Below are 24,539 nucleotides of genomic sequence, written 5' to 3'. Positions count from 1 at the left end.
GAAAACATCGTCTTCTCACAGCGAAACGGTCAGAGTCGTCTGAAAGCGGATTGATCGTGGATCGGTTCTCCTCTGAAAACGCCATCGGAACGGTTACGCCGACATCATGTTCCGATAGCTCTCAGCGCAGTCGCGAAGGATATCCGCGCAGACCTGACAGTGTTCAGCGTCGTGGCAGTCGCACTCCTCGGCATACTCCTCAAAGGCGCCGGCACAGGCCTCCGCGAGTTCGGCACCGTAGCCCGAATTCCGGGCCATGAACCGAGCGTGCAGGGTCGTCAGATCAGCCACAATCCGGCAGAGACGGAGACACTTCGCCATCCCCTCGCCCCCGTCAGCCTCGTCGTCGGACTCGAACTTGTGTATATCCTCTACGTCGATCCGCGTTTGCCAGCTATCGCCGGCCACTGCTGGTCACTGTGACCGGACTGATCCTGTTCGTCGTCGGTGGATCGGTTATGGAGGTGGTCTCGCCCAACCTCCTCCACTGGATTCACGGAATTGCTGCACTTCTGGTCATCCTTGGCCTCTACAGCCCCGTCAATAACGTCCTTCGAAAGGAAGAGTGGGTCCGGCCTTGCTCCACGAACCCTCACAAATTCGCAAGCCAGCAGACTGGATGACACCCATGGACGATTCGATTATTGAGCTGTTTCACTCGTCTAAACTCATCCTCACCCCCACAATCGTCGCCCATGAACTTCGATCACAGTCGCGAAGAGGTCAATCGCCGGCTGGGGAAGCTAGGCGCATACGGACGTCTCGAAGGAGGTGCTCGACCAGCACTACGACGAACGCACCGAGCGCGAGAAGATGCAGATTCGACGAGAGTTCATGGAGGAGGCGTGACAGCGATGACAAACTCCACTCCACGACAGATGGACGACGCTTCTACCCGAGTTTCGGCAGGCATCCGTATGGACGAAGCCCCGGCGAGTCCATCATTTGCGGCGGTCGCTACGATCGATAGCGGGTGCCGATGTATTTTGAAGGCTCACCCGACATTGCACCGCTCACGGCGGTATTTCCGGGCATTAGTATCTCCCGTAGCTCCCTTCCGTCATCACCCTCGGTAGCCCCCGTCCGGCGATCTTCTACAGTAGATGATTCAGTCACCAAGTCCGGCAGAATCTTCGTCGGGGTCGTCAGCAGTGTGAGGACGCGCAAATCGATCTGGTGAGATCAGTCAGAAGAGTTCACATCCGGTCTGACGTTCTACCGTGGCTCGCCGGGAAGTACGCTCATGGGTGTCACGCTCAACCTTCTGAAGAATGGTTTCCGTCGCCTCTATCGACGTGTCGACGAGGTCCTGAACGTACGATCCCCTCTCAACACTACCCCGCTTGTGGATATCAAGGGGGTTCTCAGTCCGTTTCTGGTAGGCCGATTTTTGGTTACTCATGTGGTTCTGGCGTTCCGCGTCCGCCCTTCGACGGCGGATTCTCCCATCTCTGTTCGAGAAATGGCTTACCCGGGAATAAGGCGAATGCCTAATCGTCAACCGTTTTGGGCTTTTTCGATACCTACTGGTCGTCCACTAGAAATCAGAAACCGCCCGGATCAAATCACGGTCCATCACGTCTACACGGTTAGCAGCCAGTAAATGCGCCGCCGGACCCGCGAGCGGAAGAGACGTGTCCGTGATACTCTACTCCTGAAGTCCGGCAGGGGATCGTAGTGACCTTCGTAACCGTACCCGTGTCGAGTCGAGTCCATGTCACGAGGACGAGGTCGTTCGACTGCCAGTCTCCGAGTTCGGTCGAAGTGGTTTCACCAGGGTCGAGTTCGGTCACCCATGACGTTGAGGAAGATTCGATAACCTCGATCCCTGTGACGTTCGGGGGAACAGCGAAGTCGTTCCCGACAGCGTACTCGCGAAATGCGAGTTCCTCCTTGCTGCCGTTCTGATGGGTCAATTCGAGTCGAGTTTCCCCGACAGGTCCGTCCGTGTGAACTGTGGTCGCCGTTACCTCGAACGAGACGTTCGCTCGATTTTCGACGGTGACGTCGGGCGCGGGCGAGAGAACAGACTCGACGCCCAGACAGCCGGTGAGAGTGACGAGGAGAAGGAGGGCAAGCACGCCAGTCCTCCTTGGTATGTTCCACTATTCGAAGAAACCCACATAGAATTTTTCATGTGTTCTGTGGAAAACAGGCGGCTGATATGCGGTCATCATCCTGATCTGTTCGTGGTCACTCTTTTCCTGACAAAAGGAGTGGCAGAGGCCGCACCGACGATCGATAGCCTCCGTGACCCCCTTGTGAGGAGCCCGGACATTCACCGTACTGCACTGCCTGCCGGAAACGTGGGAAGACCAACGGACACCCACCCGGTGCAACACCGAGAAACCAGGTGGTCCTCCTCTCGGAATTCGGTGTCGTGTTAGGGCACATGCCCACGACTCCGAAATGCACCGTACTGAACGAGCCTGTATGGTCGGTTTTCCCGAAGACCGTGTCAGGGCCGGTCGTCGCCGACGAACTCGTCGATTACGTCCTCCACCTTCCCTATCGTCAGATCGATGTCGTCGGCGAACTCCTCACCTACGATGTCCGCCAGTTCCTCGTCGTCCTGTATTCGTTCGGCCATCTCGTCGATGCGGTCGTCGTCGACTTCGGTGAACCGCGAAACCGCCTCACGAACGAGCAGTATCGACCCGCCGGCGACGATGCCACCGGCGACAGCGCCCTTGAGACCGTACCTGTCGTACCCGAGTTTCGCGCCTTTGAACACGAGAATCGAGAGTTCGACCATGGGATTCGTACCAGTGGGCGCTGACCGAAATCGGTTGTGGCAGGCCCATCGAGCGAGTTGTCACGAAACACTTTGGTCGGAGGTATTCTGAACGATCGAGAACTCGACTGTTCGTGAGGTTTCACCGGCTTTGATGCTTTCCAGGGATCTAACAGTGAGAGATAGTATCGGCCATCACCTCTTTGCACGGAAGGGCGGTATCCAGACACCGCAAATGGAACTCGAATCGATCAGTAACTGGACGGGACGTTCCAGACGGACGGCGCTGAAAGGCATCGGCGGACTCGCGCTCGGCGCGGTCGCCAGCGGGACGGCAGTCGCTCAGGAGGAGGACTCCCGGACCGACTTCACGGCCGAGCTGTTACCCGAGAACGCCGTGCCACCGGACTACGAGCCCGCGTCGTGCGACGCGGAGGGTGTCGCGAACTTCCGTCTGGTCGAGGAGGAGGAGCGGGTCGAGTACCAACTCCGACTGGACGGCATCGAGGGCGTCTCCGGGGTCCACCTCCACCGGGGGTCGAGCGGGGAGAACGGCCCACACGTGGTCGACATCCACAAGGGCGAGCCGACCGGGGACACCGGCGAGTTCTTCTCGCTGTACGCTCGGGGCGAATTCCTGCCGGACGACTTCGCCGACGACTTCGACGGCTCGTTCGCCGACGTGGTCGAACTGATCCGGGACGGGGAGACCTACCTTCAGGTCCACCGGGACGATGAAGGGAAAGAAGTCGTTCGGGGGGCCCTGAAGTAGGCTGCCCTCTTCGACCTTCGCGAAGTCCAGTGTTTTCCGACGACGCTCGAACATACGGACCGACATGCGGGGAAATGTTCATCCGTTTTTATTTAATTCCGTAAATACATAAGAAACTATAATTCAGTAGGCTACTGTGTCCGTCTCGTGGTACGACGCCTGATCAGCACGGACGATCGAAGCATGGTTCCCGCTGGAATCGCCCTCGTACTGGTTGCCGCACTGATGGCGAGTTCGGTTACCGCAGCCGAACCCGGCGAAGCATCCCACTCACAGGAGATGGACGGTGGAGTGCCGAACGACGTGGGTGGAGAGCCGAACGACGTGATGGGGAACGCGACGGAGGTCGAAACGTCCCAGAGTGTGAACGCGACCCTCTCGTCAGGGTCGGACGCCGACTGGTACGCCGTGAACGCGACGTCCGGCGATTCGCTGATCGCTGAACTCGCGCTCAGGACGAACGACAGCGATCAGAGTATCAAGGTGGAGCTGTTCCGACCGACCGGCGAACGGATCGCCGAGTACACGGAGGACCAGATGCACGGTCCGCAGTACGTCGCGGGGAACGGACCGTTCGGCGAGCAGGAACTCGGCGTCGCCGCCGACGTGGCCGAAGGTAACCGGACCTACTACGTCCGCGTGACGGAGAGCCAGTGGGCGGAGACCGACGAGAACGCCTCGTCGCCGTACACCTTGTCAGTGAGGTCCTCGGACCTCGACCGGTACGACCCGAACGAGAACAGTAGCGTGGCTTCGACGCTCTCGGTCGGTGACAGCGTCAACGCCACCGCGGCGAGTTACGACCACGACGTCTACGCGGTCGACGTCGAAGGTGGCGAGAACGTGACTGTGTCCGTTCGGGAGACCGGCGAATCCGGCAGCGCGTTCAGTTCGATGCTCGCAGTGACGACGAACGCCTCCGCCGACGTCGCCACGAATCCGGAGGACGGTGGCTCGGGCCACCGAACGACGGGTAGTACGTTCGTTCTGAGCCCCGACGAGAACGAGACGTACTACCTCGTTTACGCGGAGGCCGACGACAACGCCGCCCTCCTCGGGACGGAGAACTACACGCTCACCGTCGAGGACGGCCAGTCGAGCGACGGGGACGACGTACCCCTCTGCTGACCGGCAGCGAGAACTCCTTTGCGTCTAATTTTTCAGTCTCATTATAGCCTCCACTCCCCTCCGAGCTTCGGCTACCGGTGCATAACGACAGCACCGAGAGTTGACTGTCCGACGACGAGGGTGTGTCGAGACGGAGGTCGAACGGATCGGATGGGACAGCGGGGGAAGGGACTAGACGAGAATAATTTGAGGAACGAACTCGGTCCCAGTCGATCAGTTCGAACCCGAAAACCGACGAACGCGACTATCCCCTGATGATCAACATCCCGTCGTTCGTGGTGACCTCGGTCGCACCCTCGGGCACCTCGAACTCGAGTTGGTGATCGCCGGCGACGACGATGGCCGTGTCGCCGACGGTGTCGATCGACGCCTCGACTCCCGGCCCGAAGTCGACGATGACCTCGGTCTCCCCCTCGTGCTCCCGTTGCGTGATCGTGACGTCCTCCTGTTCGTCGGCGGCCGAACGGAGTTGGTGTGGCGTTTGCACGGTTTCGATTGGTTCCGCTCACGTCAAAGCACTGCGCCCGTCTCTTGCAGGGCGCGGCTGCCGCTCGGGTCCGGATGGTGTGGTCGCGAACTCCCCGAACGCTTTTCGCCCCGACCCTCCACCACCGGACGAGTGAAGATCGCCATCCTCACCGTCGGCGACGAGCTCCTCGCCGGCGAGACGGAGAACACGAACGCCTCGTGGCTCGCACGGCAACTCGCCGAACGCGGCGCGAGCGTCGCCCGTATCCTCGTCGTGCCGGACGAGACCGACACCATCGCCGCGTACGTCCGCGAGTGGTCGGCCGAGTTCGACGCCGTGGCCGTCACCGGCGGCCTCGGCGGTACGCACGACGACGTGACGATGGACGCCGTCGCGGTGGCGTTCGACCGCGAGGTCGTGGTCGACCCCGACGCGCTGGAGGCCGTGACCGAGTCCGCGCGCGCGTTCGCGGACTCGAACCCCGACATCGTCGACGAGTACGACCTCGACATCGACCTGGAGGCCTGGGCGGAGATGCCGGACGGGGCCCGGATGCTCGACAACCCGGCCGGGCTGGCCCCCGGCTGCGTGCTGGAGAACGTCTACGTGTTCCCGGGCGTCCCCGACGAGATGCGGGCGACGTTCGCCGGCGTGTCCTGCGAGTTCGGCGGCGACGCGGTCTCGGAGACGGTGTACACGGACGCGCCGGAGGGCGCGCTGGTCACGACGCTCGAGGAGCTTCGGGACCGGTTCGACGTCGTGGTCGGGAGCTACCCGGCACCCCGCGGCGAGCCGAACCGGGTGAAGGTCACCGCGACCGACCGCGGACGCGTCGACGAGGCGACGGCGTGGCTCCGCGAGCGGATCCAGACGGTACCGGCGTCCGACGCAAACGACCGGTGAGAGTATCCGAACTGATGGACGGGAGCGCGGATTTAACACGCGGAACGGCGAACCCCGCCGCGTGCAACGGGGGAACTCCGGGGACAGGGCCGTCAGCGAGACGATCGGCTTCGTACTCGTCTTCTCGCTCGTCGTCTCGTCGGTCGGCGCCGTCTACGTCGTCGGTTTCCAGGGGCTCACCGACGCCCGCGACGGCGAGCGCGTCGACAACGCCGAGCGCGCCTTCGAGGTGATGGCGCACAACGTCGAGGACCTCACCCGTCGGGGTGTGGAGAGCAGAGCCACGGAGATCAGAATCGCCGACGCCGGCATCCGCGCCGGAGCACCGATCACGATGAACGTCACGGGCGACTACGACGAGACGGATCCGAACTCGGCGGAGGACTTCGTCACTGGGAACGTGACGATCACCCCGCTCGTCTACGAGACGGCCGCCGGGGGCGACCGGGTCCGGTACTCCAACGGGGCCGTCCTCCGGGGCAACGACGACGGCATGGTGATGCGAGAGTACCCGGACTTCGTCATCGACGAGAACCGGACGGTGATTCCCATCGTCCAGACGAGCGTGTTCGGGACCCAGCGGGTCGACGGGAGCGCGACAGTGCTCGTGCGCACCGAGCGCACGCTCTCGGACGTTCTCATCGCCGAGCGCGGGACCTACGATAGCGTGACTCTCCGACTGCACACCCCGAACACGGACCCCTGGGAACGCTACTTCACCGAACAGGGGATGACGTGTTCCGTTCCGACCGAGGGGACCCTCCAGTGCAGCGCGAACGACGTGCAGCGACTCACGGTGGTCGTCTTCGACGTCGACGTCACGTTCGAGTGAGTCACTCGAACTCGACGCGGATCGAGTTCTCGGTGATGTGGAGGTAGGTGATATACTGTGGCCCCTCCGCGGTGTCGTAGTCGAACCTGCCGGTGGGATCGCTGTCGATCCGCATCCCTCCTCCTCCACCACCCGTAGCGTAGTAGACCGTCAACTCGACGTCCTGGCCCATCTCCGCCATGTAGTGCCGGACGAGGTGTCGACTGTCGGTCTCGCCGGAGGTCGAGAAGGTGGTCTCCTCTCCATCCTCCCCGTCGTGGCCGAACGTGACATCGCCCAGCACGCTACCCTCGAACTCGCCCTCGCGGTCCCCCGCCGAGATAGAGGAGACGCCGTACTCTAGATCGGTGTCACCGGTGAAGTCGAGGACGAGTTCGGGCTCGTCGCCGACGCACTGGTAGCGGATCGGGCCGCTGGTGGCGTCGACGGAGTCGTTACCCCAGACGTGGTAGCCGCTCGTGGACTCGTTCTCGAAGAGGACGTCGTAGCTGAGCTTGGGCGAGTTCTCCAGCGACCCGCCGTCGGAACAGCGCGGTTTCTCGTCCGTGTGGATCAACAGCTCGAACTCCCGTCCGTCCTCCCTGGCGTGGATGGAGAACCGCATGTTGTTGAAGTCGTTTCCGTTGTCGCTCGCGCCGAGTGTGATGGACAGATCCTCTATCGAGTGACCCTCCGCGATCCCGCGAGCGTCGATGGTGCTCCCGCGCGAGGAGAGGCGGAAGTCGCCGACGGCCCCTCCGGTCTTGAGTTCGACCATGGCCGTCCGGTTCCCGTGGAACACCGTGACGTTCCCCTCGGTCCGGGTGTCGAAGTAGCGACCCCACGCCTCGTAGAACTCGCTGTGGACGGTGAGCGTCACCGTACCGTTTCGCACCGGGTTGAGGTGGGATCGGCCGCCCGGATACGACAACGATTCGTTGCCGTTGGGGTAGCGGGACTCTGTCGGACCCTCGCTCCTCACATACGCGGTCGGCGATCCGCCGGCGCCGCCGTCGCCCATCGTCCGGATCACCGGGAGCGTCAGCGTCGCCCGGCGGTACGTCACCTCCGGCGGCGAGACCATCACGGACCCGTCGCCGTCGGACCGCCAGACTCCCCCGCCCTGGTAGGCGACCGTGGTGTCGTCGTTTGTGTAGCGGACGGCGCCGAGGCTCCCGTTGTACACCTCGTAGTCGTCGCCGTCGGTGTAGTTCCGGTGGGTCACCCTGATCCAGCCGGCGTCCTCGTCGACGCTGTACGTCCCTCCGCCACCCCCGCCGAACCGGACTCGCTGTCCGGACGCGTCGCCGAGCGCGACCATGGAGGCGCGGGAGTCGAACTGGGTCATCGCGTTCTCGACCCGGTCGACGGTGCTCGCGCTCCGGGTGTCCTCGAGCGCCTGCCCGCCGAGGCCGACGACCGCACCCGCGCCCGCCACCGTGAGCACGATGAGGAGCACGAACCCGATGGTCGATGACTGCCCGCGAGTCCCCGTCACGTCAGTCACGAGCCTACCCTCCACCAGCCGGCGATACACGAGGGTCGCCTGAATCCGACGAAGGCGGCCATCAGTTCGGCCCCACCTCCTCGCCGGTGACGAGCGCGAACTCCATGGACCCGCCGTCCTCCTGCAACACCACGACGATGCTCCCGCCCGGTACCTGCGTCTCCTCGACGGGGCGGTCGGTCCTGACCGTGACGTTCCAGGAGACCTCCGCAGCGGGGCTGGAGAACGTCAGGACGTACTCGCCGGGTTGATCGGCCGGTGGGGTCGTCTCCGTGACCCGGACGAGGTAGCTGCTCCCGCCGACCGAGTCGGGGAGTCGGACGGCGACGCGAAGGTCCTCGGCGCCGGTCGACGCCAGCGAGTCGGCCTCCCCGACCCCCGCGGCCAGTTGCTCCCCGAGCACGGTGAACTCCTCCCGGGTGACCGACTCCCGTCGGTCCTCGAGCAACGACCCGCCCGCGATGAGGAGCCCGGAGATCAGGATCGCGGTGAGCGCGAGCGCGATGACGTAGTTGACCGTGACCGAGACGGCCCGGTCCTCCCCACTGGCGATCATGGCCGCACCTTCGGCGCACCAGGTGCGACCGTCCCCTCGTTGCGGTAGTAGACGGACGCGCTCCGGAGCACCACCTCGATATCCACGGCGTAGATCGCCGTCGAGCGGAAGGGGCCGTCGCCGCCGTACGCCGCGTAGTGTCCCCCGACCAGCTCGTCGTGTTCGGCGTCGACGGTCGTCGCGTACGTGCCGGAGACGTGGTCCGCGTTGGCGTACCTCAGTTCGTACGACCCCTCGAGCGCCCGGTAGAAGTCGAGGGCGTCACAGTCCGCCCCGTCGACCGTTCCCGCCGTGAAATCGACCTCGACCTGTCCGGACGAGCGCGTGCAGCTCCCGACGTCGTTGCCGTCGGGGTCCTCGGCCCGGAGTTCGACTTCACCTCCCGACTCGTACACGTAGATCGAGTAGTTGCCGGAGGCGTTCTCGAACGTGAAGTTGAACGCCCCGTCGGTGTTTCCGTTCAGGACGTCGGACTGACTGCTCTGTGCCAGATCGTTCCCCTCCACCGTCATCGTGTAGTTGCGCGTCCGGACGTCCTCGGCGAGCGTCCAGTTCGCCGCGCCGTCCGCGTCGGTGAAGTTGCGGGTCCCGTTCTGGACCACGCGCGTGCCGTTCGTGACCGACACAACCTCGACGCTGGGCGCGTCGCCCTCGATCGCGTACTGTCTTGCGGTCCCGCGGTCCCAGTCGCCCACGGCGGTCGTGAGGTTCCCGTGAAGCGAATCGTAGCTCCGATTCTCCCCGGCAGAGAGGCGGTCGATGGTCCCGCCGGTCGCGTCGACGGCAGCGTTTCGGTAGCCGACGACGGTGTCGGCCTCCACGCCCGTCCCCCTGCTCGCGATGGTCTCGGTGTAGATGGCCGCGTTCAGCAGGAACGCGAACGAGACGAACAGCACGGCGAGCGCGAGCGCGCCGACCAGCATGAGTTGACCGCGGTCGGCCCCCCTCAGATGCGCCACACGACCACCTCGATCCGCAGGACGTTGTACAGCGGACTGTCCGGCGAGGCGTCGTCCGCGTAGAACGCGTCGGTCCCGTCCAGACGCGACCCGGTGGGGTTCCCGTCGGCGTCGTGAACGCGGTCGTCGTCGAACAGGGTGACCGTCGTGGTCGCGACGGCCGAGTTGTCGCTCGGCGCGCCGAGGTTCACGAGCGCGACGCCGTCCATCCGGTCGTCGGGGCGGAGGAACGTCACCGTGACGTCCATTGCTACGCCGCGGGAGCGGAACGTCTCGTTCAGCAGTTCGCCGAACGGCGTCGGCGGGCCGCCGTTGAGGTAGCCGTCCCGCGTGGCGCCGTGGAACGCCTCGTCGGTCCCGTTCCAGGCGAGCAGCGTCGGCTTCAGGGTGCCGTTCGCGACGGCTGCGTCGAGGACGCCCTCGGCCATCGCGCCCTGCTGGTTCTGGATGTGCTGGTTCGACGTGCTCCCGGTCAGCGGCGTCACCGCGGTCACCTGGAGGGCGAACGCGACCGTCGACAGGAGCAGGAACCCGGCGACGATCGCCTCCAGGGTGTGGGCCTGTCCGCGCACGCTACCACACCCTCGCGACGAGTCGGTAGGACTCGCCGTCGATAGAGACGACGCGGCGGCCGCTCGTCACGGACTGCGTGTCCGGTGGGGTCGGACCGGCCGCCAGCGTGACGGGAGTACCATCGGGGTACTCGCCGGTGACGATGCCACCCTCCAGGCCTTCGACGGTCAGGTTCAGCGAGGTCCCCGCCGGAAGACCGAAGACCGCCGCTGGCTCGTCCACCGTCGTGTCGAACCGACAGGTCGTGGGAGCACCCGTCCCACCCTGGAGCCCGGAGAAGAACCCGGCCGTGCAGGTGGCGTCGAGGACGTGCGGCGTTCCCGGGTCGCCAAGCTGATTCGTAGCGAGCGAGGCCACTACACGGTCGGCCGTTCCGACCGCGCTCGACCCCTGGAACGGGGCGAAGATGTCCGGCACGAAGGTGACGACGAACGTCGTCACGAGGAGGAAGATGCCCATCCCGATGGCGAAGTCCACCGTCGTCTGGCCGCGGTCGCGCGCTTTCGCCGGGTAGTCCGACCCGTCCATCATGCGACCACCACCCACACGCCGAGCGCGAGCGTCATCAGGACGACGACGAACTTCACGCCCGACACGATCTGGGCGTCCCGGATGTAGCCGCTGATGAACCCCGAGATGACCGCCTGGAGCGTGACCGCGTGGAAGAACAGCGTCGAGAGCACCTCCGGTTCGACGCCCCCGCCGAAGCTCATTCCACCAGCCTGCGTCCCGCCCGACCCGCTGCCGGCCTGCTCCGTCAGCCCGCCCATCACGTCGATGAACTGCGTCTGGAGGATGGCCATCACGCCGAGCAGGGTGATGTACGTCATCAGGATAATCGCGACCTGCATCCGCGCCCGCGACTTCCGCTCGCGGTCGATGTCGTCCTGGTTCTCCGAGGCCTGTGCGGCTGTCGTCAGCACGTCGGTGATCTGGCTCGACGCCTCCTGGGCCTTGGAGATGAGCTTGACCGTCCGGGCGAGCCGCGGGATGTGGTACTTGTTGTTGAACTCGATGAGCGACTCCCGCAGGCTCATCCCGTAGTTCACCTTCGCATGCATCACCTCGAACTCGTCCGAGAGCCGCCCGGAGGAGGTGTCCGCGACCGTCTCGAAGGACTCCAGCAGCGTCTGGCCGGTGTCGTTCGCCGACGAGAGCTTCCGGAGGCTCTCGGAGAGCTTTCCGGTTATCCCGGCGCGGGTGCGGGCGTTCCACGAGTGGAACACGGCCAGCGGTACGCCGATGACGTACACGGGAAGGTAGAACCAGAGGAACGTCCCCCAGATCGAGTTGTCGACCATGGCGTCCCACGAGAGCGGGGCTCGCCCGGACGCCGCCGCGATGCCGGTCAACACGATGGCCGCAGGGACGGTGAGTGCGAGGGTGTACAGCGGGTTGTCCCGGAAGAAGTGGTGCGGCGCCCGCAACAGCTCCCTCGTTCGGAACGTTCCCTCGCGGCTCTTGATGCGGTCGAACAGGCTGAACGTCCCGACGAACGACTCGATCAGGCCGAGGTGGAGGAGCCCCTCGCGCTGGGTCTCCGCGAACTGATCGTCGACCCCGGACGGGTCGAGGTAGCCGTCGCCGACCTCGTCCTGTTTCACGGTCGAGACGAGCACGAGGAAGCCGACGCCGATGAGCGGCGTCAGGAGGTACACCGTGGCGAACAGCAGGAAGTCCTGGCTCTCCCCGATCATCGACATGATGACGAGGATGATGATGAGCAGCAGCGGGAACAGCGAGAGGGTCATGTACATCTCGCCGAACAGCTCGAGCGTCTCCAGGGTGAGCTCCTGCTCCTGTTTTGCCGTCCGGAGGTGCTTCTCCTTCTTGTCCTTGAGGAACTGTTCCATGTCCCCGCCGGAGTTGATGATGGAGAGCATGTCGGTGAGGAACTGGGAGAGTTCGGGGCTCGGCGTCTCGATCGCCTGCTCGCGGACCGCGTTCCGGTAGTCGGTCCCGAAGTACTCCGTCTCTTGTACGATGCTCTGGAACTCCCGGGCGACCTCTCCGTACGTGTCGTCCGCCTGCGCCATCGACTGCAGGATCTCGAGCTGGTTCAGCCCGCCGACCGACAGCGCGTACATGAACGACACGGAGTCCGAGAGCAGCATGTTGATCTCGCGCTTTCGCGCGCTCGCCCGCTGGTACGGGATGGCGAGTAGCGTCCCGAAACCCAGCCCGAACCCCACGGTGCCGAACACGAGCCCGCTGGTGAGCACGCCGATGGGCATCTTCAGGTCGTCGAGCAACTGCGCGCTCCCCCTGGACGACACGGGGATTCCCAGCCCCACGGCGTCCGGCGAGAGGATCCCGAACGCAAACAGCGCCCAGCCGAGCAACGCCCCCACGAACCAGAGCGCACCGCCGACGAGGACGCCGACGCCGAGCGCCCGGGAGACGTACAGTTCGACCGGCTGGTTCATCCGCGCCTCGGTCAGCTTCCCCTGGATGCCGCCGACGAAGTCGCCGTCCTCGTCGAACAGGCGCCGGAAGAGCGGGTAGAAGGCGTCGGCGAACCCCCGCGTGTCGCCGAAACCGCTCCCAGTGTCGAGGCTCATCTACTCGTCCTCGCGGGTCTCGACGTCGCCGAACCCCCAGTCGTCGATGGCCTCCTCGGCGTCGTCGTCCTCGTCAACGGTCGACGTGATCTCCCTGTTCGTGTCGTCAGCGTCGTCATCGTCGCCCCCATCCCGGTTCTCGTCGGCGAGACCCTCGTCGGGCCGCCGAACGTCGTCGGCGTGGGCCGGGTCCGTGGGTTCGTCATCGCGCGAGAAGGGGCTGTCCTCCAGAATTCCCTCGTCCGAGAACTGGTCGATGGCGTCGAACGTGTCCTCGTCCTCCGCGTCGATCGGAGCGTCGGTTCTCGTCCGTTCGGTCGCCTCGGCCTCCAGATCCGCACCGGCGCCGGCCTCGGCCTCGACGGTCGGCTGCGGTTCGACGCTCCGGAGCGCCGAGAGGACGTCGCCGGGGGCCTCGTCGCGGTACTCCTCCAGCAGGTCGTCCGCCCGTTCGAGGACCGCCTCCGCCTTCGCCGCGGTCCGCTCGCCCGGCTCGGGTCGCGGCACCATCTCCTCCTTGTCGGGGTCGACCTCGATGAGGACGGACTCCATCTCCCGGAGGTCCTCGAGGCTCTCCTCCAGCCCGTCGGTCGCCATCAGCGCGAGGATCGTCTCCGGGTCGTTGATGAACGCCTGGAAGGTGGCCGCGACCTGCGTGTACGTGTTCAGCCCGCGGTCGATGAGGTACGCGATGACCGCGCGACGCTTGAGCAACTCCTCGTCGAGCGTCTCGCGGGTCCAGCCCCGGTCGAAGGCGATCTCCTCGAGCGTGTTCGACTCGCCCATCTCCAGGAACTGGTCGGTCTCGGCCTGCCACTGGTAGACGTCCTGAACGTTGATCTCGTCGTTCTCGGCGTCGTAATGGTTGATCTCGGTCAGCGACTTGTTCCGGCGGACCTTCTGGCCCTGCACCCGCGTCGACGTCTGGACGGAGACCAGGTCGAGCGCCGTGAACATCGTCTTGGAGACGTTGATGGGGTCGGTGGTGAACCGCTTCAGCACCTCGCCGACGCTGTCCGCGTGGAACGTCGTGTAGGTCGTGTGGCCGGTCGACATGACCTGGAACAGCGTCCGCCCCTCCTCGCCCCGGATCTCGCCCATCACGATGTAGTCGGGGCGCTGGCGGAGCGCGGCCTCGAGCAGGTCGAACTCGTCCACGTCGCCCTTGTCGTCGTCGGAGAACGACGGGCGGGTGACCGACGCGATCCAGTTGCGCTGCGGGAGTTCGACCTCGCGCGTGTCCTCGATGGAGACGATCTTCGAGTTGGAGGGGATGAACAGCGAGACCGCGTTCAGGCTCGTCGTCTTCCCCGAAGCCGTGCCGCCCGCGAAGATCAGGCTCTTGTGGTTCTCGATGCAGAGCCAGAGGAACGCCATCTCGTCGAGCGAGAACGTCGTCCAGTTGATCAGGTCGATCGGCGTGAACGGGACGTCCTTGAACTGCCGGATGGTGTAGTTCGTCCCGTGGTCCGACACCTCCTTGCCGAGGGTGAGCTGGGCCCGTGATCCGTCCGGGAGCGTTGCGTCCACCTGGGGGCGGCGCTTCGAGATACCCTTCCCGGACCGCTGTGCCAACTTCACCACGAAGTCGTCGAGTTCCGTCTCGCCGTGGTAGACGTTCGAGATGATCTGCTCGTAGTCGGAGTGGTAGACGAAGACGGGGCTGTTGTACCCGTCGCAGGAGATGTCCTCCACGTTGATGTCGTGTTTGATGCCGTCGATGCGCTCGTAGCCGATGAAGTCGCGCTGGAGGTAGTACAGCAGCTTCTTGACGGTGTACTCGGAGAGCGTCTCGGCGTCCTCGGCCACGACGGCCGGTTCCGGGCGGGCGGAGATGCCCTCCAGTTCGCCGTCCGGGACGGGTTCGTGGAACCCGAGCGCGCGGACCAGCCTGCCTGCAGCGCCGTCGTCAGGGTCGATGCCGAGCGCGTCCGCGACGGTGTTCCCGAGCCCGTCCCGGCCCTCGCGCTCGAACAGGTCGTACCGTTCGAGCAGGTCGTACGTCTCCTCCCGGATGACCTCCTTCCGGTGGTTCTCGTCGCTCGCGACCCCGCCCTCGTCGGCGTACTTGATCGCCGACCGGAGCTTCCCCTCGAGGAACCCGGTGAGGTCGTCCTCGATGGGGTTGCGGTACGGTTCGACGACGTAGTACTTCTTCTCGTTCTCCTTCGTCGAGTGGAAGACGATGACGAACGAGTACGGCTCGTTCACCCAGTAGCGCTCCACCTCGCGGAAGTGGGTCTTCTTCGCCATCGGGACGGCCTTCTCCAGGTCGTACCGGTTGGCGATCGTCGTCGTCCCGTCCGGCAGCGAGAAGAAGTCGTCCTCGTCGACCTCCGGGTTGACGTTCACCGTGCGCTCCTCCACAACGTCGTCCAGTTCGGGCGCGCGCTTGCTCAGGTGCCCGAGCGTCTCCTCGATGGCGTCGGGGTCGAACCCGAGCGCCTCGGTCCTGTCCTCGTCCGTGAACTCCAGCGGCTCGTCGTCCTCGTCGGTGGGCGGGTTCCCCTCCTCGTCGAGGAAGTACTCGGCCTCGTAGTGGTCCCAGGTGTAGAAGTCCTTGACGACGGGCATCTCGTCGTAGCCGATGAGCGGGGACTGTTCGGTGATGTACTCCGCGACGTCGGCCCCGCCGGCGAACCGACCGGGGAGCCCCTCGAGGTCGAACCCGAGCAACTCCGCCGGGTCAATGCCGACCGACCGTACGTCTCCGGCGGTGATCGGGGCTCGTTGCGGCTCGTCCCCCGATTCGCCGTCCGAATCCGCGCCCTCGTCCCCCTCGTCTCCGGCCGTTTCGGCCGCTTCTCGTGCCCGTTCGTCGAGACGGTCGGCCTCCTCGTCGTAGCCGAGCTCCCGCAGTAGATCGGCCCACGTGTACCGTCCGGCGACGACCCCCCTGTCCCCCCGATGCGACCCGGTGTCGCCGGGCTCGTCGAACCCGGCGGCCGGTGTCGCGTTCGCGTCGTCGGTAGCCATTGTGTCCTCCTCCCCGCCGGACCGACGTTAAATGCTCCCCCCGCGTATCGAAATAGATAATCCTCTGTTCAGGGAGTTAACAGTTCCTCCACGGAAATTACGCTACTGGGAACGGAGGTACAAATTCCCCGCTTCGGCACCTCTCCGTGGAACCTTTCGGGAGTACTCACCGGAGATGGACGGGGTGCGCTGGCGGGCCGGTTCGTCGGTCAGGGGTTCCCGGGTTCGGGTCCGCCTGTGCGCTCCGCGCTCGGCCGTTCGAGCTCCTGGCGCACCCTGCGCGCGACGACGATCATCGAGATTCCGGTCGTCAGCAGGTGGACACCGAGGATGAATCCCAGCGCCCACGCGACGACGTTGAAGAATCCGGCCCACAGTAGGGCGGCGAGAGCGATCGAGACGACGCCGCTGGCGACCACCCAGACCCAGCCGTCGTTGCCGCGGAAGCCCACGCCCATCACGACCTCGGCGATCCCCGACAGGAAGAGGTAGACGACGAGGAGGATCGTCAGCGTGACGAGCCCCAGCACCGGGTTCGCGAGCAGGGAGACGCCCGCGAACGCGTAGACGATCGCAAGCAGTACCTGCGAGAAGAACCCGGCCCATCCCCTCGCGCGGAAGGCGTGCGCGATGTGGACGAGTCCACCGACGACGAGGAGCGCGCCGAGGAGGATCGAGACGGAGATGCCCGTCACGAACGGGAACAGGATTGCGAGTAGCCCAAGTACCGCGATGATGGCGCCACCGACCTCCAGCGACCGCCAACTCGTTTCCAGCCCGGGAATCGATTCGACCGACTGCGAGCCTGCGGGTTCACCGGTGCTCATTGTTGAGGATCCCGTGGAAACGTCCCGGCCGGATGCGCTTTGTTATAGGTTCTGGAGTCCCGACTAAGCGTATCCAAACCGGCGAGGCGCCGTCGGCGTGGTCGGCTCGTTGCGATGTAACCCGCACCTACGGCACGGAAGTCGCGGAGGTGGGAACCGAGTAGAGGGACGACTGATGGGCCTTCAGTACGAGCGAAGCGAACGGACGATACCACAGCGGTTCGCGATCCCGGCTATCCCTGTTCGTGCGGTTCGGCTCCTCGCTTCGCTGGTCGCGACCTCACTAACTGGAATCAGTGTCCGTTGGCTCGTTGCTTCGCTCACTGCGTTCACTCCGCTCGTCGCAGTGCGTCGCGCAGAAGCGGGCGTGACGGGATTCGAACCCGCGATCTAGAGGTTAGGAACCTCTCGCCGTATCCGCTTGGCCACACGCCCCGTTCGGTGGTCCGGGTGGCCGGTAGAAAAACGGTGCGGAGCGGGCCGGCGTCTCAGTTTCGTTCGGACTCGGTTTCGGTACCGATCTCCGGTTCCGGTTCGGAGTCGGCGTCGGCGCCGATCTCCGGCTGGGGTTCGGAGTCTTCTTCGCGCGTCTCTTCCTCTCGGTCGCCGGTTCCGGTCGCCCCCTCCTGCATCTGCTGGAGTTCGTCCTCGACTTCCTCGCGTCCCTTCTTGAACTCGCCCATCGCCTGACCCGTCGACCGGGCGAGCTTGGGGATCTTGTTCGCGCCGAACAGCAGGACGAGCACGAGGAGGATGATGAGCATCTCCGGCCCGCCCGGGATCGCACCGAACAGGGGTACTGTGGTGAGCATCTCTACCTCGGCCTTACCCGGTGGCGATTATAGGCTTTTTGGACGGGCCAGGTCCCCGGGTTCGGGTCTCGTTCACCCGATTCTGCGGGGAATCGGCGGCCCAGGGTCCGGGCCAGGTGGCGGTTTACCGCCCGGATAGCGTCCGACCGAGCGGCCACGCCCCGGAAGTTCGTCCGACCCGTCGTCGCGTTCGATCCGACACCGCCGCTCGACCGGGGGCCGAACAGTACGACGAGGTGCGAGCGTTTTTGCGCGACGCCCTCCACGGGGAGGACATGAGCGACGATAGCCAGGCCACGGCCGACGCCGGCGGGAGACGGTACGACCCTGACGCCGACCACGCCTACCCCGACGAGAAGCTGAACGAGGTCATGGAGGCGCTCCGCGACGACCCGGAAATCCACACCTACCTTCGCGCGCAGAACGTGAACGCCGTGACCCGGAAGGGGTACAACGATCACGGCGCGAAGCACATCGAGATCGTCCGGAACCACGCCCTCCGGCTGTACGACCTCCTCAAACGTGGCGGCGTCGAGTTCAACGGCGCGGCCCAGCAGGGGCTCGCCGAGGCCGACGAGCCCGTCATCGTCGCGCTCGCCGCGACCCTCCACGACATCGGGCACGTCGTCCACCGCGACGAGCACGCCTACTACTCCATCCCCCTCGCCGCCGACGTGCTCGACCGCTTCCTCGCCGACTTCTACGACACGTCCGAGACGGTCCGGGTCAAGGGGGAGGTGCTCCACGCCATCCTCTGTCACCACACCGAGGAGGACCCACTCACGCGCGAGGCGGGCGTCATCCGCGTCGCCGACGGCCTCGACATGGAGCGCGGCAGGTCGCGCATGCCCTACGAGAAGGGCGGGCGCGGCATCAACACCCTCTCCTCGCAGGCCATCAAGCACGTCGAACTCAACCCCGGCTCCGTCGAGAACGAGGACGTCCCGGTGCTCGTCGACATCGAGATGGTCAACGCCGCGGGCGTCTACCAGGTCGACAACCTCCTTAAGGCGAAGCTCCACAACTCGCTCATCGACGAGCACGTCCGCATCGTCGCCATCAACACGAAGGCCGACGACCAGCTCGTCGAGCGGATCGAGCTGTAGCGGCACTCCGCGCTACCGGTTTCGAGACGCTTTTGAACGCGGGAGCGGTGTTTCGAACCGAAAGAGGATAGCTACAGGTGGCACGATTCGGCAGCTCCGTCGCGCTCCTCCGGGACAGGGAGTTCGCGGCGCTCGCGGGGACGGCGTTCGCACGCAGCCAGGCGTACTCGACGATCCTCATCGCCATCGCGCTGTACGCGGAGGCGTTCGGGACGACGGGGTTCGTCGAGGGCCTGTTCGGGACCGCGTTTGCGCTCGTCCAGCTCTGCATCGTGCTCCCGCTCGGCCGGAAGGTCGACACCGGCAACGCGAAGCGGTACCTCCTCGCGGGCTTTCTCATCAACGTCGCGGTGTTCCTGGGCTTCATGCTCGTCCAGAGCCCCGTCCACGTCATCCTCGTCCGGATGGTCCAGGGGCTCGGCGCCTCGATCCTGTGGATCACCGGCGCGACCATCATCGGGGAGATCAGCCCCGACGGGCAGCGCGGGCGCTGGCTCGGTTCCTACAACCAGTTCGCCTCCATCTCCTCGCTGGCCGGTGACCTGCTCGGCGGCTACCTCCTCTACGCGTACGGGTTCACCGAGACGTACGCGGTCCTCACGCTCATCACGCTGGCGACGTTCGGACTCGTGTACGCCTTCCTCCGCGACAACCCGGGCGGACGGAAGGACCCGGAGGAGGCGGGCGGGATCGAGACATTCCGCTCGCTCGTCGGCCTCCGGATGCTCCGCGCGCTGGTCACGTTCCGCTTCACTTTCAGCGTCGGCAAGATGGCTGTCATCATCTTCCTCCCCATCTACGCCCGGACGGAGTTCGGCATCTCCGCGTTCGCCATCGGCTGGATCATGGCCGGCGGAAAGGCGACGAAGGCGCTGACGCAGGGGTTCGTCGGGGACCTCACCGACCGGCTGGGCAGAAAGCACCTCTTCGTCGCCGTGGGGGCGCTCACCTACGGGCTCGGGACGGCGGCCATCCCGCTCGCGGCGTACTTCGAGGGGACGCTCGACCCGGTGTCCATCTCCTACCTCGGCGACACCCAGGTGCTCGGCGGCGCGTTCTTCGCCCTGTTCGGCGCCTACTCGATCCTCGGCATCGCGGACTCCATCCGCTTGCCGGCCAGCATGTCGCTGTTCGTCGAGGAGGGCGAACAGTACGACTCGGTGGCGAGCGCGATGTCGCTGCGCTCCATCTCCTGGAAGGTCGGTCAGGTCGTCGGCCCGGTCCTCGTCGGCACCGTGATGGACTTCGTCTCGACCGAGGCGGGGTTCCTGCTCGCGGCCGGCTTCATCGCCTTCGCGACGGCGGCGTTCGTCGTCCAGTCTCACTTCGCCGCGCGTGCTGGGGGGACGGGAACGACGGCTCCGACGGGCGACGACTGACCGAGTCGTCTCCCTGCCTCGGGATTGCTCACGTCGCCCGCAATTCGCACCGCTCGACGCCCTGACTCCCCGATCGAGTCCCGTCGGAGGCGCGTTCTGTCGTCACGTCCGTCCCTCGAAGAATGCGCCGGCCGGGATTTGAACCTCGGTCGCTCGCACCTCTCGCTCCCTGATTCGAATCGCCGGCGTAGCGATTTCGCTTCACTACGTTCGGCAGAATATGCGCCGGCCGGGATTTGAACCCGGGTCGTTGGCTTGGAAGGCCAAAGTCATACCAGCTAGACCACCGGCGCGCTCGTCGCTTCGTTCCTCGCGCGCCGTACGTCGCGAATCCGAAGGATTCGCTCACCACCGGCGCTCGCGAGTCATGCTGTAGTATCCGCAGCAGGGATAAGGGCGTTACCCTTTGCGATCAGTCGTCCGCGGCCGCTTCCTCCTCAGGTTCGACGCCCTCGCGCGGTCCAGCGGCGTGACCCTCGTGGGTGACTGCCGTGGCCAGCAACTCGGGGGAGATGGCGGGCACGTCCGACTCGCTCACCGGGCCGAGTTCCTCGATCCCCCCGGTCGACCGGGGGAACGGACGGAGGTCCATGTGGACGGCGATGCCGGCGTTCGCCCCCTCGCCCATCGCGACGGGAATCTGATTGTGTCCCGGCGTGAGGTCGCCGACGGCGTAGACGCCGTCGCGGCTCGTCCGCCCGTGGTCGTCCACCGCGACCGTCCCGTCGTCGTTGCGCTCCAGCCCCAGCGCGTCGGCGAGTTCGGCGTGGTAGTCTGACCCGTACATGGGGAACCCGCCGCGGTACTCTCGGGTCGTCCCGTCCTCGAACTCGAACGACTCCAGCCAGCCGTTCCCGTCCCTGTTCATCCCGGCGATCTCCTCGCGGATCACGTCGACCGGGTGGTTCTCCAGCATCGTCGCCGTGTCCTCGCTCCACTCCGGTTCCGCGCCGCGGGTGAGCACGTCGACCTCGCCGGTGAAGTTGAGCATGATCATGGCGACGTACGCCGCCGAGTCGCCGGTCCCCATCACGTACACCGGCTCGTCGACGAACATGTACGCGTCGCAGTGGAGACAGTAGTGGAGTCCGCGACCGGTCCGCGGGAGGGGCGGGTCGGGGCGCTCGTCGGTGAACCCTGTCGCGAGCACGACCCGGCGGGCGTCGTACTCTTCCCCACCTGCGACGACGCGGAAGCCGAGGTCGGCGTCACTGTCCCGCTCCCCGGCACCGTCGTCGGCGGCGTCCCCTTCGCCAGCATCGTCGGCCAGGGACGTTACCTCCTCGACGAGCGCCTGCTGGTGGTCGCCGCCGTACGACTCGACCTGCTCGCGCGCGGTGCGCAGGAACTCAGCGCCGCTCGTCTCCTCGGTGACACCGATGACGTTGTGCGTATCCTGCATCATCGCGGCCCGGCCGCCACCGCGGTCGAAGACGGCCGTCTCGAGCCCCAGCCTGACCGTGTACAGCGCAGCGGACAGTCCAGCGGGTCCGCCGCCAACGACGACTACGTCGTAGTCGAACTCCTGGCTCATGTGCGGACGTACGACCGTGAACGGTTAAAGTCGCCTCCGGATGTGCGTCGAGGACGAGCGAACGCCTCACTCCGCGGCGACCACCGCGTAGCAGTTGCCGCTGGAGACGAACACCTCGACGGTCCGGAGGGCGCTCGCGTCGAGGTCCGCGCGGAACTCCTCCGGGTCGTAGATGTGGTAGAACCGGGGGACGGTCCGTCCCCCGGGAAGGGTCCAGTCCACCTCCGTGTCGAACCCCTCCGTCCGATCGAACCGGTCGCTCCTGGTACACCACGCGCTCACGAGCGCCCGGCCGTCCGGGGTCAGGACGCGCGCGAGTTCGGAGAGCGAGGCGACGCGCCGCTCGCGCGGACGCAGGTGGTGGAGCGCGGCGACGTAGACGGCCACGTCGACGATATCGCGTCGGAGGGGGAGCGCGGCGGCGTCGCCGAGGACCGCCGCGAACGAGTCCCCGTACCCGCGTTCCCTTGCCCGGTCGGTCGCCTCGCGGAGGAGGTTCCGGCTCACGTCGACGCCGACGACATCCTCCATCCTGGCCGCGAGGGGTTTCGCGTGCCGACCGTTCCCGCAGCCGAGATCGAGTCCGAGTCCACCCGACCGCCCGTCGAGGAACGACTCCACCTCCGGCCAGGGGTACTCCCTCGTTCGGGCGAAGTGGGAGGCGATCCGGTCGTACGTCTCGCCGACGGTCCGGGCGGTACTCGTCGGTTCGTCCCCGTCTCCGTCCACGTTTCCGGCCGGGCCATCCTCGTCTGAGCCGTCCCCGACTGGATCATCTCCACCCCGGCCGTCCCCGTTCGGATCGTCGCCGTCGTTCATGTGCCGATGAACGCGAAGGCGACGTACGCCAGCAAAAGCATCACGCTCGCGTGTTTCACGCCGTCGGAGACGCGACCCTCGCCGAGCTGGCCGGCGATGACCCCCGAGCAGACCCCCTGGATCGCCGCGGCGTGGTAGAACAGGAGGACGTACCCCGCCGTCGAGACGTCGCCGAGGCTGCCGAACACGCCCAACGACGCGCCGCCCGGGACGTCGCCCGGGGCCCCGGAGATCCCAGCGTTCTCGATGGCCGGGACGAACGACACGGACAGCGCCGCCACGATACCGAGGAACACGGCGAACGAGACGTAGATGACCACGAGGTAGGTGAGCATCACCTGTCGCCGTTCCCGCCGGAGTCGCTGGGTCGCCCGCGTCTCGTCCGCGGCGATCTCGAGGACGGGCGACACCTCGCCGCTGGCCGAGATGGCGTTCGTGACGAGCGCGACCGCCCGCGAGACCATGGGAGAATCGACGCGGTCGTCCATCCGTTTCAGCGCCGTCGCGGCGTCCGCCCCCCACTCGATGTCATTCCAGGTCCGCCGTATCTCGGGCGTCAGCCTGTCCAGGTCGGAGCGCGTGAGCCGACGGATGCTCTCGACGACCGTCATTCCCGCCTCGTTGATGCTCGCCATCCGGTCGAGGAAGTCCGGCACGGCCCGCTCGATGGCCCTCGTCCGACGCTTGCCGAGTTCGTACACGATCCCGTACCCGACGAGGGCGAGCAACGTCGCCTCGACGACCGGCGAGTCGAACGTCCGCAGAGCGGGCATCGGGGCGAGCGGGAGGGCCCCGGCGCGCATCCAGATCCACCAAAGGCCGACTGGCACCGTGGCGAGCAGCGTCACCTCCGGCCGGGCGAGCAGGGCATCGCCCGGCCGTTTCAGCAGGTTGAGAACGCGCTCTACCCGCTCGTAGGCGTCGAGCCGTTCCCGACTGTCGAACCAGCGGTCGTCCGTGCCGGCGATGCCGCCGTCCGTCCGCCCGGCCGACCCTCCGGTTCCGCCGTTGACGTTCGCGGCGCGGAGACGGCGCGGGTCGAGCGTCTCCTCGCCCCGCTGGACGCTTTCGGCGGTCCGGGTGATGGAGTCGACGTAGACGACGAACGCCGCGCTGGCGAGCGGGAGGCCGACGTAGACGACGACCTGGAGCAGGCGCGTCGTGTCCTGGAGGACGAGGCCGATGACGACGAGGATGGTGACGAAGAACAGCGGCCCGGCGACGAGCACGGTCACGTACGCCTCGGCGAACGTCGCGAGCAGTTCGAGGTACTGCTCCTGCTGGGCCTCGGCCTCCTCCTGGTACCGGTTGTACTGCGTCTTCAGGTACGCCGAGAGGCTCTGGCCGCTCCCGAGGACGGACGCGAGGTTCTCGCCGAACTCGCTCATGTTCTCGGAGGGTGTCCGTTCGGCCATCCGTTCCATCGCCGTGAGGACGTCCGTCCCGAACGTGTTCATGTCGCGGACGGCCACGCCGAGTTCCCTCGCCGCCTCGCCGTACACCTCCTCGTTCTCGGCGAGGGTGTCCAGCACCCGCGGGAAGGACATCCCCGACCGCGAGAGCGCGTAGACGAACGCGACTGTCCGGGGGAGCGTCGCCTCGACGTGGCTCGCCCGGGCGTTCGCCTGCTGGTCGAGCAGTTCCCACCGGAGTACGTAGACGACCAGCGCCGACCCGGCGCCGACGGTGGCCGAGGAGATCAGCAACAGCGGGAACAGGTCGCCGACGCCGAGTTCCCCGGCCCTGGTGAGGTCCGCCAGGAACGAGAGGGCCGACGGGAGCGCCGCCCGTAGTTCCTCCCCGCTGATGCTGAGAAGCGCGAGCAGGATCCCCATGCCGTAGACACCGAGGATGCTCCCGGCAACCCCGGCGATCCCGGCGTAGAGGAGCGTCCTCGACGCGTACACCCGGTGGGTGACGCCCGCGTGGGCCGATCGGATGCGCTCCTGCTGGTCGCGCTTCCGCGGGCTCTCGGCGGCGACGTACTCCCCGAAGAATCCCAGCGCCGTCCGCGTCACGGCGAGGTCGACCCGCGGATGGAACGAGGCGAGCACGATGGGCGCGAGCAGGACGGCGACGAGCAGGAGCGGGACGACGGCGAACCCGAGCATCG

At 66.1% G+C, this 24,539-nt stretch carries 23 protein-coding genes and 2 tRNA genes; 7 read left to right on the top strand and 18 right to left on the bottom strand.

Going from position 1 to position 24,539, the window contains the following annotated elements; all coding sequences use genetic code 11:
- Positions 1–93: 93 nt before the first annotated feature.
- A complete protein-coding gene (locus tag HUG10_RS02635) occupies positions 94–366 on the bottom strand; it encodes a four-helix bundle copper-binding protein (protein WP_394354999.1) in 273 nt (90 codons plus the stop codon).
- A 53-nt stretch (positions 367–419) separates the two neighbouring features.
- Here HUG10_RS02635 and HUG10_RS02630 point away from each other — a divergent pair, with 53 nt between their 5' ends.
- Positions 420–623, top strand: coding sequence for a hypothetical protein (locus tag HUG10_RS02630; RefSeq protein WP_179168077.1), 204 nt, complete (start codon positions 420–422; stop codon positions 621–623).
- 966 nt (positions 624–1,589) lie between these two features.
- Here the strand turns inward: HUG10_RS02630 and HUG10_RS02625 are convergent.
- Both HUG10_RS02625 and HUG10_RS02620 read right to left on the bottom strand, forming a co-directional pair.
- Positions 1,590–2,081 (bottom strand): hypothetical protein, encoded by a 492-nt coding sequence (locus HUG10_RS02625; RefSeq protein ID WP_179168076.1) that lies wholly within the window; start codon positions 2,079–2,081, stop codon positions 1,590–1,592.
- A 377-nt stretch (positions 2,082–2,458) separates the two neighbouring features.
- Positions 2,459–2,755 (bottom strand): hypothetical protein, encoded by a 297-nt coding sequence (locus HUG10_RS02620; RefSeq protein ID WP_179168075.1) that lies wholly within the window; start codon positions 2,753–2,755, stop codon positions 2,459–2,461.
- A 214-nt stretch (positions 2,756–2,969) separates the two neighbouring features.
- Between HUG10_RS02620 and HUG10_RS02615 the strand changes: the two genes are divergently transcribed.
- Positions 2,970–3,506, top strand: coding sequence for a CHRD domain-containing protein (locus HUG10_RS02615; RefSeq protein ID WP_179168074.1), 537 nt, complete (start codon positions 2,970–2,972; stop codon positions 3,504–3,506).
- 183 nt (positions 3,507–3,689) lie between these two features.
- Positions 3,690–4,634, top strand: coding sequence for a hypothetical protein (locus HUG10_RS02610; protein WP_179168073.1), 945 nt, complete (start codon positions 3,690–3,692; stop codon positions 4,632–4,634).
- Between the two features lie 244 nt (positions 4,635–4,878).
- Here the strand turns inward: HUG10_RS02610 and HUG10_RS02605 are convergent, their stop codons facing one another.
- Positions 4,879–5,121 carry a hypothetical protein gene (locus HUG10_RS02605; RefSeq protein ID WP_179168072.1) on the bottom strand — a complete coding sequence of 81 codons (243 nt, stop codon included), beginning with the start codon at positions 5,119–5,121 and terminating at the stop codon, positions 4,879–4,881.
- A gap of 132 nt (positions 5,122–5,253) precedes the next feature.
- On the opposite strand from HUG10_RS02605, the gene HUG10_RS02600 reads away from it, so the two are divergent.
- The gene (locus tag HUG10_RS02600; protein WP_179168071.1) at positions 5,254–6,006 is read left to right on the top strand and encodes a competence/damage-inducible protein A; all 753 of its coding nucleotides are present in this window, start codon (positions 5,254–5,256) and stop codon (positions 6,004–6,006) included.
- 61 nt (positions 6,007–6,067) lie between these two features.
- Positions 6,068–6,838, top strand: coding sequence for a DUF7289 family protein (locus tag HUG10_RS02595; RefSeq protein WP_179168070.1), 771 nt, complete (start codon positions 6,068–6,070; stop codon positions 6,836–6,838).
- A 1-nt stretch (position 6,839) separates the two neighbouring features.
- Here the strand turns inward: HUG10_RS02595 and HUG10_RS02590 are convergent, their stop codons facing one another.
- From HUG10_RS02590 to tatA, 10 genes are all read right to left on the bottom strand, one after another.
- The gene (locus tag HUG10_RS02590) at positions 6,840–8,324 is read right to left on the bottom strand and encodes a DUF7289 family protein (protein ID WP_179168069.1); all 1,485 of its coding nucleotides are present in this window, start codon (positions 8,322–8,324) and stop codon (positions 6,840–6,842) included.
- Positions 8,325–8,385: 61 nt separating this feature from the next.
- A complete protein-coding gene (locus tag HUG10_RS02585; protein WP_179168068.1) occupies positions 8,386–8,880 on the bottom strand; it encodes a DUF7266 family protein in 495 nt (164 codons plus the stop codon).
- Positions 8,877–9,839 (bottom strand): DUF7261 family protein, encoded by a 963-nt coding sequence (locus HUG10_RS02580; protein ID WP_179168067.1) that lies wholly within the window; start codon positions 9,837–9,839, stop codon positions 8,877–8,879. Before HUG10_RS02580 ends, HUG10_RS02585 begins: the two co-directional genes overlap by 4 nt.
- On the bottom strand, positions 9,827–10,411 hold the full coding sequence (locus HUG10_RS02575) for a DUF7288 family protein (protein ID WP_179168066.1): 585 nt from the start codon (positions 10,409–10,411) through the stop codon (positions 9,827–9,829). Before HUG10_RS02575 ends, HUG10_RS02580 begins: the two co-directional genes overlap by 13 nt.
- A 1-nt stretch (position 10,412) precedes the next feature.
- Entirely contained in the window at positions 10,413–10,943 is a 531-nt protein-coding gene (locus HUG10_RS02570; RefSeq protein WP_179168065.1) for a DUF7287 family protein, read from the bottom strand.
- Positions 10,940–12,973, bottom strand: a complete 2,034-nt coding sequence (locus HUG10_RS02565; RefSeq protein ID WP_179168064.1) for a type II secretion system F family protein — start codon at positions 12,971–12,973, stop codon at positions 10,940–10,942. The genes HUG10_RS02570 and HUG10_RS02565 overlap by 4 nt, the downstream gene beginning before the upstream one ends.
- Positions 12,974–15,949 (bottom strand): type II/IV secretion system ATPase subunit, encoded by a 2,976-nt coding sequence (locus tag HUG10_RS02560; protein WP_179168063.1) that lies wholly within the window; start codon positions 15,947–15,949, stop codon positions 12,974–12,976.
- A gap of 209 nt (positions 15,950–16,158) precedes the next feature.
- Entirely contained in the window at positions 16,159–16,776 is a 618-nt protein-coding gene (locus HUG10_RS02555) for an HdeD family acid-resistance protein (protein WP_179168062.1), read from the bottom strand.
- 362 nt (positions 16,777–17,138) lie between these two features.
- A tRNA-Arg gene (locus HUG10_RS02550) sits at positions 17,139–17,211 on the bottom strand.
- 53 nt (positions 17,212–17,264) lie between these two features.
- Positions 17,265–17,588 carry a twin-arginine translocase TatA/TatE family subunit gene (gene tatA, locus HUG10_RS02545; RefSeq protein WP_179168061.1) on the bottom strand — a complete coding sequence of 108 codons (324 nt, stop codon included), beginning with the start codon at positions 17,586–17,588 and terminating at the stop codon, positions 17,265–17,267.
- A 275-nt stretch (positions 17,589–17,863) separates the two neighbouring features.
- On the opposite strand from tatA, the gene HUG10_RS02540 reads away from it, so the two are divergent.
- Together HUG10_RS02540 and HUG10_RS02535 are read left to right on the top strand one after the other, a co-directional pair.
- Positions 17,864–18,694, top strand: coding sequence for an HD domain-containing protein (locus tag HUG10_RS02540; protein WP_179168060.1), 831 nt, complete (start codon positions 17,864–17,866; stop codon positions 18,692–18,694).
- 77 nt (positions 18,695–18,771) lie between these two features.
- Positions 18,772–20,073, top strand: a complete 1,302-nt coding sequence (locus HUG10_RS02535) for an MFS transporter (RefSeq protein ID WP_179168059.1) — start codon at positions 18,772–18,774, stop codon at positions 20,071–20,073.
- A 221-nt stretch (positions 20,074–20,294) separates the two neighbouring features.
- On the opposite strand, the gene HUG10_RS02530 is transcribed toward HUG10_RS02535, so the two are convergent.
- From HUG10_RS02530 to HUG10_RS02515, 4 genes are all read right to left on the bottom strand, one after another.
- Positions 20,295–20,366: transfer RNA gene (locus HUG10_RS02530), tRNA-Gly, on the bottom strand.
- A 119-nt stretch (positions 20,367–20,485) separates the two neighbouring features.
- Positions 20,486–21,607, bottom strand: a complete 1,122-nt coding sequence (locus HUG10_RS02525) for an NAD(P)/FAD-dependent oxidoreductase (protein ID WP_179168058.1) — start codon at positions 21,605–21,607, stop codon at positions 20,486–20,488.
- A 66-nt stretch (positions 21,608–21,673) separates the two neighbouring features.
- Complete coding sequence (locus tag HUG10_RS02520) at positions 21,674–22,426, bottom strand: class I SAM-dependent methyltransferase (protein WP_179168057.1); 753 nt, start codon at positions 22,424–22,426, stop codon at positions 21,674–21,676.
- Complete coding sequence (locus HUG10_RS02515; protein WP_179168056.1) at positions 22,423–24,537, bottom strand: type II secretion system F family protein; 2,115 nt, start codon at positions 24,535–24,537, stop codon at positions 22,423–22,425. Before HUG10_RS02515 ends, HUG10_RS02520 begins: the two co-directional genes overlap by 4 nt.
- Between the last annotated feature and the right edge of the window lie 2 nt (positions 24,538–24,539).

Origin of the sequence: Halorarum halophilum (assembly GCF_013401515.1) — an archaeon.
Lineage (GTDB): Archaea > Halobacteriota > Halobacteria > Halobacteriales > Haloferacaceae > Halorarum > Halorarum halophilum.
This window is presented reverse-complemented; position numbering and strand designations above follow the sequence as displayed.

Coding starts and splice junctions, on each gene's coding strand:
- HUG10_RS02620 (WP_179168075.1), bottom strand. CDS start 2,755: ATGGTCGAACTCTCGATTCTCGTGTTCAAAGGCGCGAAACTCGGGTAC.
- HUG10_RS02615 (WP_179168074.1), top strand. CDS start 2,970: ATGGAACTCGAATCGATCAGTAACTGGACGGGACGTTCCAGACGGACG.
- HUG10_RS02610 (WP_179168073.1), top strand. CDS start 3,690: ATGGTTCCCGCTGGAATCGCCCTCGTACTGGTTGCCGCACTGATGGCG.
- HUG10_RS02585 (WP_179168068.1), bottom strand. CDS start 8,880: ATGATCGCCAGTGGGGAGGACCGGGCCGTCTCGGTCACGGTCAACTAC.
- HUG10_RS02570 (WP_179168065.1), bottom strand. CDS start 10,943: ATGATGGACGGGTCGGACTACCCGGCGAAAGCGCGCGACCGCGGCCAG.
- HUG10_RS02565 (WP_179168064.1), bottom strand. CDS start 12,973: ATGAGCCTCGACACTGGGAGCGGTTTCGGCGACACGCGGGGGTTCGCC.
- HUG10_RS02560 (WP_179168063.1), bottom strand. CDS start 15,949: ATGGCTACCGACGACGCGAACGCGACACCGGCCGCCGGGTTCGACGAG.
- HUG10_RS02555 (WP_179168062.1), bottom strand. CDS start 16,776: ATGAGCACCGGTGAACCCGCAGGCTCGCAGTCGGTCGAATCGATTCCC.
- tatA (WP_179168061.1), bottom strand. CDS start 17,588: ATGCTCACCACAGTACCCCTGTTCGGTGCGATCCCGGGCGGGCCGGAG.
- HUG10_RS02540 (WP_179168060.1), top strand. CDS start 17,864: ATGAGCGACGATAGCCAGGCCACGGCCGACGCCGGCGGGAGACGGTAC.
- HUG10_RS02525 (WP_179168058.1), bottom strand. CDS start 21,607: ATGAGCCAGGAGTTCGACTACGACGTAGTCGTCGTTGGCGGCGGACCC.
- HUG10_RS02520 (WP_179168057.1), bottom strand. CDS start 22,426: ATGAACGACGGCGACGATCCGAACGGGGACGGCCGGGGTGGAGATGAT.
- HUG10_RS02515 (WP_179168056.1), bottom strand. CDS start 24,537: ATGCTCGGGTTCGCCGTCGTCCCGCTCCTGCTCGTCGCCGTCCTGCTC.